At 46.2% G+C, this 13974-nt stretch carries 10 protein-coding genes; all 10 read right to left on the bottom strand.

Annotated elements, in window-relative coordinates; genetic code table 11:
• Nucleotides 1-9: 9 nt before the first annotated feature.
• Nucleotides 10-1206 (bottom strand): response regulator transcription factor, encoded by a 1197-nt coding sequence (locus AC58U0_RS31300; RefSeq protein WP_497382716.1) that lies wholly within the window; start codon nt 1204-1206, stop codon nt 10-12.
• Between the two features lie 44 nt (nt 1207-1250).
• On the bottom strand, nt 1251-2078 hold the full coding sequence (locus AC58U0_RS31295) for a carbohydrate ABC transporter permease (protein WP_171645706.1): 828 nt from the start codon (nt 2076-2078) through the stop codon (nt 1251-1253).
• 18 nt (nt 2079-2096) lie between these two features.
• Nucleotides 2097-2981, bottom strand: coding sequence for a carbohydrate ABC transporter permease (locus AC58U0_RS31290; protein WP_497382715.1), 885 nt, complete (start codon nt 2979-2981; stop codon nt 2097-2099).
• Nucleotides 2982-3170: 189 nt separating this feature from the next.
• Entirely contained in the window at nt 3171-4493 is a 1323-nt protein-coding gene (locus AC58U0_RS31285; protein WP_497382714.1) for an ABC transporter substrate-binding protein, read from the bottom strand.
• A 164-nt stretch (nt 4494-4657) separates the two neighbouring features.
• Nucleotides 4658-6385 (bottom strand): sensor histidine kinase, encoded by a 1728-nt coding sequence (locus AC58U0_RS31280; RefSeq protein ID WP_497382713.1) that lies wholly within the window; start codon nt 6383-6385, stop codon nt 4658-4660.
• Nucleotides 6386-6870: 485 nt separating this feature from the next.
• A complete protein-coding gene (locus tag AC58U0_RS31275) occupies nt 6871-8424 on the bottom strand; it encodes an extracellular solute-binding protein (protein ID WP_497382712.1) in 1554 nt (517 codons plus the stop codon).
• A 76-nt stretch (nt 8425-8500) separates the two neighbouring features.
• A complete protein-coding gene (locus AC58U0_RS31270; protein WP_497382711.1) occupies nt 8501-9376 on the bottom strand; it encodes a carbohydrate ABC transporter permease in 876 nt (291 codons plus the stop codon).
• A gap of 12 nt (nt 9377-9388) precedes the next feature.
• A complete protein-coding gene (locus tag AC58U0_RS31265; protein WP_497382710.1) occupies nt 9389-10354 on the bottom strand; it encodes an ABC transporter permease in 966 nt (321 codons plus the stop codon).
• Nucleotides 10355-10481: 127 nt separating this feature from the next.
• On the bottom strand, nt 10482-12314 hold the full coding sequence (locus AC58U0_RS31260; RefSeq protein ID WP_497382709.1) for a cache domain-containing sensor histidine kinase: 1833 nt from the start codon (nt 12312-12314) through the stop codon (nt 10482-10484).
• A gap of 27 nt (nt 12315-12341) precedes the next feature.
• Nucleotides 12342-13958 (bottom strand): response regulator, encoded by a 1617-nt coding sequence (locus AC58U0_RS31255; protein WP_497382708.1) that lies wholly within the window; start codon nt 13956-13958, stop codon nt 12342-12344.
• Nucleotides 13959-13974 lie beyond the last annotated feature (16 nt).

The raw sequence follows: 13974 nt of genomic DNA, 5'->3' as shown, positions 1-13974 counted from the left end.
TCTCGCCCTTCAGGTGCCTTTTTGTCCGGTCAAATTCGCCTTTTTGTTCGCTCGGTATTGGCTCGGCGTCATACCTGTACACCTTTTGAACCATTTGCTAAAATAATTCGCGTCGATCATCCCGAGCTGATCGGAAATATCGTTCACCGTAAGCCCGGTGTTAAGTAACAGCTCATCTGCCTTCTGCAGCTTGTATTTGGCTTGAAAGTCGATGAAATTTTCACCTACCGACTTTTTGAAAAGCGTGCTAAAATGACTCCGACTAAGCCCGACCCGGTATGCCAGCTCGGCAACCGACCAGGTTACGGATTCCCCTGACGTAAGAAGCTGCACCGCCTTGGCGATCGGCTCCGGCCAGCTCCCTGCCGCTTGATCGTACAGCGAATTTGACTGCATATCCGCATACGTCTCGCTTACAGCCTTCATCCAACTGTGCGAATCGGTAACCGGACCATTTCGCGTCCAGCTAAGTGATCCGATCCGACTTTTCGCTTCCTTCCATTTCAGTTCTAGAGCCCCGGGCGTATCTTCCTTGCAAACAAACAACTGCTTTTCAGAGCCGCACGGAATGCGGATGTGCCTTTGTCCCGGCGCTGGTTCCCATTCATCGTCCTGCATCCGTTCTAATTCGCCGACAACCCCATAAACCTCGCAGCCTGTTTTCATCCAGGCCCAGTCGCTATCAAGCCACTTTCGCAGCTGCTTCTCCATCTCCTCGGCAGAATAAAAACCGCCAAGCCACGCACCAATATAGGCGATCTGATCCTTCGCATCCAGTGCGGCATCTTCGGACTGTTCACCCTGCTGTCGCTGCCTTTTGTGAAAAAGTTCCTGAAACTGTCTCAGGTATGACTCCATTTCCTCTTCGTCCATGTCTGTCTTCAGCACATAACCAGATGCGCCGAGCTTGAGTCCCTGCTTCGCATAAGCAAAGTCCTCGTGGCAACTGAGCAGCAGCACACTCGTCTCCGGAGCGACTTCCTTTACCTTCAGCGCCAACTCCAACCCATTCAGCTTCGGCATCACGATATCCGTAATGACCACATCTGGCTTGTACGTCACGAACGCTTCCCAACCTTTCAGGCCGTTAGCAGCATCCGCCACCACTTCCATATCGAAACGTTCCCAAGGGATTGTTGCGCGAAGCCCCTTGCGAACAATAAGTTCGTCGTCTACAATAAGCACCTTAATCGATTTATCTGCCAATAGTGTCGCCTCCTATACAGTCCAAACGGATTGCTAACACTATTTTAACCTTTCACGGAGCCGTCCATAAGCCCTGAGATAAGCTGCTTCTGGAAAATGAAAATAATCGCAAGCATTGGCAAAATGCTGATGACCGAGCCAGCCATGATCAGGTTGTACGGGGTGCGTACACCCGCCTCCAAAGAGCGGATCGCAACGGCGATCGTCAAATGCTCAGGCGAGCGCAGTAAAACCGTCGGCCACAGAAAATTGTTCCACTCTTCCACGAAAAAAATGATGCCAAGCGACGCGAACGCAGGCAGAAGGATCGGAACGATGAGGCGGAAGTACATCCGCACCTCGGAGCAACCGTCGATCCTGCCTGCTTCCAACAGCTCGTTTTCGATAGAAGCACAGTACTGCCGCATGTAAAAAATACCGAATGCACTCGTCAGTCTGGGCAATAGAACGCCCCAAAGGCTGTCGATTAGTCCCAGCTTACGGTAAATCATAAACAGGGGAATCATTGCCGACTCCATCGGCACCATCAGCGAAGCTAGAACCAGGCCGAACAAAAGACCTTTACCACGAAACTTGTATTTGGCAAAGGCGAATCCCGCTAGCGAACAAAACAAGAGCGCGCCCGCCGTTCCTGTCGTTGCTGTAAACAAGCTGTTCAGGATGACATTTCCAAAATGTTTCTCCGTAAAAAGTTGCGTGTAGTTTTCCCAGTGCAGGACACTAGGAATCCACACCGGGGGTGTCACGAAAATATCGCTCCTCGCCTTGAGCGACGAGCTGAGCATCCATACAAACGGAAATAAAAACAGAGCCGCTATCGCTAGAAACAACACAAACAAGAGACCAGAGAGGGCCGTTTGCCTTTTGTTCATATCATGCACCCTCCCCTCTTAATCGTTATCGCGGAACAACCTGAGCTGAACCACTGAAATAATTAACATTAGAATAAAGAAAAACATCGCTAATGTAGATGCGTATCCAAAATTCAAATTTTGGAAGCTTTCCTTGTAAATCAACACGACGGGTGTCGTTGTCGCTTTGGCCGGTCCTCCGTTCGTTAAGATGAACGGCTCCGTAAACAGTGAGAACGTCCCCAGTGTTGAAAGAACGGTACAGAAGGCGAGCAGCTTTCTCATCATTGGCACTGTCAAGTAGATGAACGATTGCAGCGCATTCGCTCCATCCACCTTCGCCGATTCATAAAGTGATTTCGGGATATTTTGCAAGCCGCCAAGCAGTAGAATCATGTTGTACCCCGTCCAGCGGTAAATAACGAGCAAAGCGACCGAAATCCGCGCCCACCCCGGCGTCTCCAGAAATGGAATCGGTGAATGGATCAGTCCAGCCGATAGCAGTAGCTGGTTAAGCACACCATTGCTCGTGTTAAAAATAAGCAGGAAGACAAACGATATGGCGACGACTGAAGTAATATTCGGAATGAAAAAGACAGTGCGAAAAAAGCCTTTTGCTTTCATCAAGCCGCTGCTGAGACATACGGCAAAAACGAGCGCAAGCAGCAGCATGATCGGGACGTAAAGCATGAAAATGATCAAACTGTTAAATATGGAATACCAAAAATCGCCGCTTTGCAGCACTTTGGTATAATTGGTCCAGCCCACGAATTCCTTCTCTGCTTGGCCGTGCCATTTCGTAAAGCTCAAGTAAATCGAATACACAAAAGGCGATAGTGTAAATAGCAAAAAGCTGACCACGAACGGAGCGACGAACGCGTATGGCGCGGTTTTTAATTGCCATTTCCAATACGGACTCTGCATCGAGCCTCCTCCTAAGCGTTTTGCATTGCGCAGCAACAATGACTTCGCAAGCATTTATTTGAAAGCGTTTTCTGCGTATAGCAAAGAGCCTTCGTCTCCGTTTATTTGTCGTATGTCATGATGTCTTTCACGGAGCGAAGGCTTCTGCTTCTACGTTTTTTTGCGATATGCTTATATGCTGCCGCCGAATTACTTGCGGCCTGTTTTTTGCCTAAGCTGCGTGGCCGTTTTCTGGAAGACGCTTTCCACCGATTTGTTGTCGAGGAATATTTCAGCAAAGGCGTTGATAACCATTTCATTGGCTAGCGGATAATCTTTTGTGTATACGATCGGCGCAACCTTTTTCACCGCGTCTACATAAAGCTGTCGGACCGGCTGATTGTTGAAATACGGTACTTTTTCCTGGAAAATAGGATCGCTATACGTTGTTTCAAGCGAAGGGAACAGTCCGCCTTCCTTCATCATTTTCAGCTGAGAGTCCGAACTCCCGAGCATAAATTCGATAAACTTCCAGGCTTCTTCCGGGTGCTTGGAGTTTTTGTTGATGGCTAAGTTCGAGCCGCCATCGATGGCGCTTGCGTATTTGTCGTCCTTCGACCATTTCGGCATCGGAGCGACCGACCAATTGCCTTTGCCCTCCGGATCGATCTGCGTCGGAAGCAGAGCGTCGTACCAGGAAGCGCCTACGACCGTGGCGAATTTGTTTTCCTTAAACGAGTTGTACCAAGCATCGCTCCACGGTTTCGCTTCATACACGTACCCTTGTTTAACCATATCGACGAAGTATTGCCCCATCTTGATGACTTCCGGATTGTCGAGCTGTACCGAACCATCTTGTCCGAAATACCAGAGTCCGTGCTGCCACAGCATTTGGCCAAAGAACGTCGCGTCGGTCTTCGTCTTGGAATCGGCCATCATCGCATAGCCCGTTTTTTCCTTCAGCTGTTTGGCAAACCGCATGTAGTCGTCCCACGTCTGCAATTGCGACGCGACTTCCTTCGGATCGGACGGCAGTCCCGCCTTCTTGAACATATCGTTGCGATAGAACATGACAACCGGTCCGCTATCCCATGGCATCGCGTAAACTTTATCGTCTTTCGTCGCATCCGCCCACTTGTAGGCGTTCATTTTATCCTTATAAGGCGCTACTTTGCTGCTGATATCGAGCAGTCCGCCCGTTTGCACCATTTGTGACAAACGCAGCGTTTCCAAATTCACAACGTCCGGAACGGCGTCGCCGGAGCTCGCTGCGATCAAGAAGTTCTGATAAACATCTGCCTGAGCCAGTACATGCAGATCGACATCGATATTCGGGTACTTTTGCTTGAAGGCAGGCATGTTCAAATCGATCACGTTCTTGGCATCTTCCCAAATCCAGACGACAACTTTCGTCTTTTCGCCGGATCCGCCGACTTCATCTTGCTGCTTCGAGCTGCTACAGCCGGAAAGCACGGTCGTCAGCCCAACCACCATGCAGAGCGCTGCTAACGTGAGTTGTTTATTTCTCTTCACTTTACATTCCCCCTGTTTATGTCCCTTGCCTGTGTTCTCATTATACGAGGATTGTAAGCGTTTCAAAATGGCGGTTTGTTCGGAATGTAGTGCCAACTTATTCGAACTTTTCAAGGCCATGTGCCATTTTGTCCGAACCATCTGGCAATTTGTTTGAAAGCGGTTTATGGGGTTTCCCGGATTTCTTCCTTCATTGGCCAACGAATCGTAATCGTCGTTCCATTCCCTTCCTGCGACTCGATCTTCATGCCATATTGCTCACCAAAATGCAGCTTAAACTTCTGATCCACGTTGAAACAGCCTAGTCCTCCCCGACCCGACCTCGGCATCTGTTCGTTAAGCAGTGTTGCCAATCGTTTTTCCGGTATCCCTTCACCATTATCGGCAAGAACGAGCATCAGCTCGCCTTTATGTTTGGCGACCGTTAACTTGATGATACCCTCTCCATCCTCAAATCCATGAAAAAAACAGTTTTCGAGCAAGGGCTGCAGTGTCATGCGCGGTATCAAATAATGGTTCAGTTCCTCTTCGACCCTTGATTGAAATTCGAACGCGCCTCCGTAGCGCACCTCTTGTATTTTCAAATAATGCTCGACCGTACGCAGCTCCTTATGCAGAGGAACTAGCTCCTGAGTCGTAATGAGACTGCCTTCCAGCACCTTCGTCAGATGATAAATCGTTTGTCTGATTTCATCGTCCCCTTTGAGCTTTGCCTGCCATTGGATCGAATTCAACGTGTTTAAAAGCAAGTGGGGATTGATTTGGTAATGAAACGCTCGCAGCTCGGCTTCCTTCTTCAGCTGTTCTTTCTTCGTTACCTCTTGAATAAGCGTTTGAATTTGCTCGACCATGCTGTTGAAACTATTACCTAGCCTTCCGAGCTCATCTTCGGATCCGAGATCGATTCGCGAATGCAGCTTACCGATGCCGACGAGCTCCATTTTGTTTTTGAGCCGCTTGATCCGCTTCGTAATTTGCGAGGAAAATAGAAACGATACGATAAGCGCCAGTAAAAGTGTTCCCGCTATAACAGCCGCCGTCAGCGGCTGAATAACATTAACGGAGCGATACACCTGCTCATAGGGCGTTCGGACTTCCACCGTCCATTTATTCGATTCGAGCGTTTTCGTCCAGACAAGATCATCGGCTTTGGACATTGCCGCTTGCGGAGTATCGTAGATTGCTCTTCCGGACGCATCACGGATGGATACGAACGAATGCAGCTCCCCTTCCAGCATCCGAAACGACTCGAGCACTTTCGTTGCATCAACCTCGATGAAAATAAATCCGTTCGTGAACGTCCCATACTGACTGCTTAGCGGAAAGACGAATCCCATGACCTGATCCGGTAAATTCAAATTACGGGCGATGTAATAATCCGGCGTGTGGAAGCCCGTCCAATATTCGCCGTGCAGCCCGCTAGGAATCGCTTTCCACCAGTCTGACTGACGAAGCCGATCGACATTAATTTGCGGAGAGCCGTAGTAATAGCCTGACTGCGTGATGAGATAGATGCCCGTCGATTCCATCGTTTTATGCGCATCGAGGAACCGCTCGAAGTTTTTTTGATCGAGAAAGCTCGCGTAGCTGCTCGGCTCCTCTTCATGGAGGGTGTTGTTGAGCGGATCGAGCAAATAGGAATAAATATAGCGCGAGGTCATTTGCATTTGGCTGGCGTACGTGTCGAGCTGTGCTTGCAGCTGATTGACGGCGGACTGCCCGTACTGACCGATTTGCGCTTGCACGATTTGCGACGATTTGGCGTACGACAAGTAACCGAGAATGTTGAGCGGAATAATGGCGACAATTAGAAAAAACAGAAACAGCTTCGCGCGGAGGTTTCTTTTTGGGTAGAAAAACAAGGATTGCATGCGGCGGATCGCTGTATTCATGGAAGTTATCTCCTCACGTAAATGACAATAGTTGAGTTGGCGTTATTTTAAACTTAGCACTACTTCTTAACTGGGTCTACATCTCCTTTTTTCCAAATTCGGATGTTATGCCACTCTACCCTTTCCTTTACCTATACGATGGTAACCAGAATTTGCTGAGGGAACGTAGAAGCTATTTGGACGAATAACACCCAGATTCATGAGGAAGAGGAACGACGAGGCGTTATTTCAATGTTTTTTGCGTCCGCATCGTTTATTTTGATCAAATAACGCCCTCTCGTTCCTCTCATTCGATTTCTAGTGCAGATTTTCCAAAATAACGGATCGACGTTCCTCTAACCAGAGGTCGGGGGACTTTTGCCTTGCAATCGACAGAAACTAAAACAAAAAAAATGAGATGGCAAGAATAACCTTGCCACCTCATTTTTTTGTTTACATTTGGGACAGCCCCTAATCAAACTGATTAAGTTAAATGAATTTTATACTTATTTCTTTGCAGTTGCATACCAATCGTTGACTTCTTTGAAGCTTACATCTCCGCCAGATGATTTAAATTTAGCTATGAATGCATCCAAACCGCTTAATGGTTCAGCTCCGAAAATGAGCTTCGTCGTATAGTCTCCCACCATTGTGTTCAATTGTTGGAAGTTTTTAGAGAACTCAGGCAAGTAAGGTGCGAAGCCTAGTGGATCTTTGATTCTAGTATTCGCCGGTTCAATCGTGTTCATGAAGTTCCAAGCATCGAACAAACGCATATCCTTACGAACACGTGCCTGCCAGTAAGTCGGATAGTTTGTGTCGTCCGTACCCATCAAGAAGTTGTTCGCTCTATTGCGCTCATCAGTGAAGATCGGTTGAATCGGCGTATATGCGCCATCCTTGAAGGTATAATGCTTATTTTCTTCGCCAATCGCCATGGTCTTGAATGTTTCTTTTTCAAGCTTAGCGTTCATCCACTTGATCGCATCTTCAGGATGCTTGGAAGCTTTAGGTATAAAAGTGATACGGTCAAAGCCTGATGGAGCGGTTAAACCGGCTTTTCCATCTTTACCTTTTAGCGCTGGAATAAAGTTAGCTTTCGCAGTAGGGATATTTTTAGCCAACGCATCAGCAATGACAGGTACGTCAGCCCAGTGAAGCATAATCATGCCTGCTCTTCCGCTTGTGAATTTCTCTTTAGCGGTAGCATCTTTATTAGCGGCAAACTCTTTGTCGAGCAAGCCTTGTTTAAAGAGATCAGAGGCAAAGGTCACATAATCTTTGTAAGCAGGGTCTAGAACTCGCGGTGTTAACTTGCCATTCACATCATTCCAAAAGGTCGATATGCCAAAAGCACCGACGATGTTATTAATGAACATCGCTTCGCCTCTTATCGTTAACGGAATATTCTTGTCTCCGTTTCCGCCAGGGTCTTTCTCTTTGAAGGCCTTCAGAACGGCAACGAGCTCATCCAATGTAGTAGGCGCTTTCATACCTACTTTATCAAGCCAATCTTGCCTGATGTACAAGCTTTCGCCTGCAGAGGGAAGCGTTTTGGTTGGGATTGCATATAGTTTACCATCTACTTTTGCAGCTTCCAGGGCGTTAGGATCAATTGCCGCTTTAATATTCGGTCCATATTTGTCGATTAACGGCCCTAAGTCCGTTAAAGCTCCTTTTTTCGCATAATCTGCATATAGCGCTTTGAAGTCTGCGGTTCCATTAGTAGTAATAGCATCATAAGGTTCGCCGGAAGCAATCAAGATGTTCAGCTTGTCTTGAGGCTTGTCCTGTGGCATCATATCGTATTTGACTTTGTAGCCGGTCTTTTCTTCAAGGAATTTAGCTACGGGATATGTGTTGTAATCTTCCTGCTGCCAGACTTGAAGCGATTTTAACTCCGGTTTTGGTCCAGCTGATGCTGGAGCTGCTGAGGAGGTGCTGCTTGGAGTTGCTTTGCTTCCTGAGTCTGTATTTTTCGAAGAGCAAGCGACAAGAGAAGTTACAGATAAGCTTGCTGCGAGCGTTAGCAGCATCATTTTTTTGTGTTTTTTTAACATGTGTGAACCTCCCTAATAATTATATTTAATATATCATTAAACCCTTGATGCTAGTATCAAGGGTTTTAATGCAAATTTACCCTTTTACAGAACCGATGAGCACACCTTTGACAAAATGCTTTTGCAAATAGGGATACACAAGCAGCATCGGTATGATCGAAGCGATGACGGTTGCAGCTCGAATACCTTCCGGAGATGCGTTCATCATATCGTCAACACTTTTGGTTACGGCACTTGAGCTATCTGCATCCAGGACAATATCACGCAAGTACAACTGCAATGGCTTAAGGCTTGCGTCATTAATGTAGAGCATAGGGTGGAAATAGTCATTCCAGAAGTAGACCGCATAGAAAAGAGCAATCGTTGCGATAACTGGTACGCTTAAAGGAAGAATGATGCGAAAAAGAATCGTAAAGTTACGAGCGCCATCCATTTTGGCGGATTCTTCAAGAGCCTCAGGCAAGGATTCATAATAACTTTTGATAACCAGCATATTGAACACACTAATGAGAGCAGGCAGCATCAGCGACCATAAGCTATTAATTAAGTGGAGCTGTTTCATTAGCAAGTAATTGGGAATAATACCGCCATTAAACATCATCGTGAAAATAAACAGCAGCATAATCATCGAAATGCCTGGAAGATGCCTTTTGGACAATGGATAAGCCGTTACTGCTGTTACCAGAATCGCAAGCACTGTACCTACAACCGTTATCAGTAGAGAAACCCCTATTGAGTGGAGAAACTGACTGGAGGATACCACATATTTCATCGTATCTAGCTGGAAGCCGACTGGAAAAACCCCTACTTTACCGGATATCACTGCCGATTCCTCACTTATTGCTTTGGATAAAATATTGGCTAGTGGCAGCAAAGTAGCTAAGCCGGAAAGTAGTAAAACAAGATAAATACAGATGTCTAAGGACCAATCACTAAGCGTTTTTTTATGCATGTTTCCAGCCCCCTACCATATGCTTCGCTTGATCAGCTTTTTGCTGAGTTCATTACCAGCAATAATTAGGATGAACCCAACGACAGAGTTGAACAACCCGACTGCTGTACTAAAGCTATAATCCTGTTGACCGAGCCCCTGCCGATAAACGAAAGTACCAATCACATCACCCGATTGATACACGACAGAGTTGTACATGGTCAGAATCTGCTCCGTTCCTGCTTCAAGCAAGTATCCCATGCGTAAAATTAAGATGAGAATGATCGTTGGCAAAATACCTGGCAATGTAATGTGGAGCATTTGTCTAATGCGTCCTGCACCGTCAATGGAAGCTGCTTCATATTGTTCCTGCTCGATGCCTGCAATGGCTGCGATAAATATAATGGCATTCCAGCCTGATTCCTTCCAACCTGCTGTAAATACCACTACGCTTCGGAAGTACTGGTTGTCCAGAAAGAAGGATATCGGCGTCCCTCCAAACCACTGAATCATATTGTTCACTAGACCGCCTGATGGGGACAGGATATTAATAAACAATCCAGAAATGATCACCCATGATAGAAAATGCGGGAGAAATATAATGGTTTGAATCGTCTTCTTGAAAAAGGCCTTCCGAACCTCATTCAAGAAAAGCGCGATGATGATCGGTATCGGAAAAAGAAGCACAAGCTTGTAAACGCTGATCAACAAGGTATTCATGAAAACCAGATAAAACTCTTCGGAATGTATGAGCTTCTCAAATTGATCCAGACCCACCCATTTACTTCCAGCAAAACCATCAAAAATGTTGAAGTCTTGAAAAGCGATAATAATCCCGTACATAGGCGCATATTTGAATAAAAACAGAACGACTAATCCCGGCACTAATAATAGGTATAAATCATAATTGGTTAGAATTAGCTTCCAACGGCCACTACCTTTTGTTTTGGGCTTGGCGTGAGCTTTTTTTTGTTCAAGCTCTGTTAGCGTAACACTCATGAATGGCTCACCTCCGTGTTCTTATAGGTTAATTATATAGGTGCCCTGAAACGACTTGTAGATGGTAATATTTCTGTTTCTGGTGCAATCTTATGGTATTTAAGCAAACAAAAAGCCGACCTCTTTCTTATAGAGGCGGCTTATCTGGTGGCTGTTTATATATCATTCGAACCGTAACGGTTGTCCCCTCTCCAAGCGTGGAGTGAAGCTCCAGTCCATAGGCAACTCCTGCGAACAGCTTGATCCTTTCATTCACATTGTACAAACCATACGAGCTTCCGGAACCGTCTGATTTCATGGTGGGACGCGGCTCTGTCAGCAGACTTTGCATAAGCTCTGGCTCCATGCCGATGCCATCGTCAGTGACAGATAAGATTAGAACCCCCTCTTCTTGTCTAGCCTTGATCAAAATAGACCCGGTCTTGCCCTTTGATTTTCTTATCCCATGCAAAAGGGCATTTTCCACAATTGGCTGCAGTGTCAGTTTCGGCATTTCAATATCATCCAGGCCTTCTTCGATGTCAAAGTGAACCTCAAAGCTCTTCGGAAATCGGGTTTGTTGAATCTCCAAGTAAACCTTGGCTAAATTAAGCTCATCGGTCACACTGACCAAATCTCTTCCCTTGTTTAAGCTAAGCCTGAAATATTTGGCCAAACCATCGATCATCTGGCTAATATCGTGAGCGTTATGTCCAATAGCAATCCAGTTGATCGTATCCAAAGTATTGTACAAGAAATGAGGATTAATCTGCGCTTGCAAAGCCCGAAGCTGCGCTTCCCGCTCCTGCACCTTCGATTTATAAGTCTCTTCCATTAAATCTCGGACCCTATGAATCAGATGGTCTACGCTTTTTTCGAGTAAATAGAAGTCTCCTTCAGATGCTCCGCTCCGTTCATCGAGCCCCTCCATGCCTTCTCGTTTAATAACTCTTATCACCGTCTGCACTCTGCGATTCATCCCCCGCATGATAAAAGCAAGGAGTAAAAAAACTAGAATAAGGAATAGAATCGTAATTCCCGACAAGGTAGCGACACTGGCAAATTGATTCAATGAAGCGGCACGCGAGCTAATCACATTCTTAGGTACTTCCGCAACCAGCTTCCAGCCTGTGGAGCCAATCTTCGTATAGACGACATATTGCTGAGTGTTGTCTTCAATGATCGGAGAAACGCCTTCATTCTTTTGTTCTATAGCGCTAAGCACGGCGCTGGATTTCAGCTTCGTTCCTAGCAAAGATTTGTCTTTGTGCAAGACGACGGTGCCATCCGGTGCGACCATGAATACATTTTGCTCTTTGTTCAACTCGATATTGGATAGGATATTTTCTATAGTCTTAGCAGCGACTTCAATAGATAAAACGCCTGACATATGATCGTAATCATCAGGATCCCATAGTACTCTTATACCCGAGAAAATATAGCGGGCGCTCTGTGTATCATCTAGAAAGTTTTCCAAGTAAGCTCCCGTCCACACGAGATTGCCCCTGGCGCTCACTACATCTGTGTACCAAGGACGGTTTTTGATGCTTTCCAACGGAAAGAAATTCACTCTCTCATGGGAAAAAAGCTTGGAGTCGTCGACATACAATCGAACGCGGAACACAATCGGATTCGTTTGGGCATTATCAACTAAAATGCGCAGTTCCTTCATAGCATCGAGTTGATCGCTATCCGATGTTGCGTTGCTTAAATACTGATGCAGCTTAGGATTCATAAGAATCGTATTCGAAATATCACGTGCGGAATCGAATTGGTGATTCAAATTGATTTCTGCCTGTTTCAGCGTTTGAAGCATCGTTCGCGTTACTTCTTCTTCCAAAATGCGGGAGTACCTCTGCGAGTAAGCATACAGTAATACAGAAGCAGGAATCAGGATCAACACAATGTAAGCGACCAGCCATACCCTTGCTGCAACAACGCCCTTGAAGATCATCGATACGTAGTTCCAACCTCTACTCATGAGATGCTTCATTCCCCTCTACGGTCTTTACATGAAATGATCACGAAATGAGCTCGGCGTATGTCCCGTGTGTTTCTTAAATATTTTGCTGAAATAGCTAGGATCCGAGTAACCAACGGCATAGCAGACCTCATAAAATTTGTTGGCTGGATCTTTCAAGAGCTCCTTCGCTTTGTCTACCCGAACTTTTGTCATATATTCGTTGATGGTTTCGCCCGTCTCCTGCTTGAATAGCAGGCAAAGATAGGTTGTAGATAAGAATACTTCCTTCGCAATGTCCCCCACCTGCAGGTTTTCCGCGTATCGTTTATCGATTAGAGAGCGAATACGTTCAATGACATTTTTGGCTTTGCCGCTGCGTTTCTCACCGATTCGCTCACACACCTCAATGAGATGAGACTCCACAAGCTGTCTTAAATCATCTAACGTTTCTTGCTGAAAAACCTCAGCCAGAAGCTCGTTCTCTTTCTCCTCCAGCCCCTGTCTGTGAACATTTAGCTCCAGCAAAATTCGACTTGCAAGCAGCAGCAGCTGCAAGCTTAAGTTGCGCCCATACTGCATGCCTTCTGCACGACTGCGGGAAAGAGCGCTATAAATAACGTTTAGCTCCTCTTGCACCTTGCCAGCTTCCGCTGCTTTCAGAGAAGAGATCAATCTCTCATTCTGCGCTGGATCGAAGCGGTACATGCTATCCTTACCTTGTTCCAAATTATCCATGGAGATAACCTGGTTCTTACCGAGATACCATCTTTGATCTGCGGCTTCTCTTGCTTGCGAATAAGACTGCGGTAAGCTGGCAAGCCTTGATATTCGTTCGCCCACGCCGATGGTGACACTAATTTTCAAATAGTTGTAGAGACTTTCGCGAACTTCCTCGGCTAATGTAAACAGCAGATTTTCCTGATCTTCCTGCTCCACCAGCCGAAGAATGCCTACGAATTCGCCTGTTTGATTTTCAAAAACATATCCACCAATCTCTTTCTCAATAAGCTCTTGTACGATATTAATTACAGAGTAGGATAGCAACTGCTGATCCCTCTCGGAACGATTCTGTGCAACTTCAGACGCATCATCTATGCGAATCGCGATCACCCAGTATGTTGCCTCAAGCGGAAGATTAAGCCCAAGGAACTCTATGCGATCCTGTATTCGTGCAGGAAAAGTGATCCCTTCCCTAATTAATGACATGAGAAATTTCTCCCGCAGCAAAGGCATGCTCTGAATGAGCTTGACCTGCATGTCCTCAATCAGTTTTCGTTCCTGCTTCTCCGTCTGCAAGGCACGAACCAAGCGTTCAACTACCACGCTCAATTCCCCTAAATTGACGGGCTTAAACATATAATCGACCGCTTTGACTTGAAGCGCGGATTTCAAATATTCGGCATCATCATGGCCGCTCACAAAAACAATTTTGATATGAGGAAATCGCTCGCTGAGTCTATTCGACATCTGAATGCCATCCATATTGGGCATACGTACATCCGTTAATACTAAATCCGGCTTTACTCGCTCAATAAGCTCCAACGCAACGTCACCGTCATCCGCATCACCCACAACTTCAATCCCATAAGCATTCCAGTCAAAATAGGTCCTTAGCCCAAAACGAACTGTCGGCTCGTCGTCCACAATGACTAATTTATACATCTCGTGTCGGCCTCCC

It is taken from the genome of Paenibacillus sp. J31P190 (assembly GCF_059692075.1).
The sequence above is the reverse complement of the archived record's forward strand: the minus strand, read 5'-3'. Positions and strand labels throughout refer to the sequence as shown.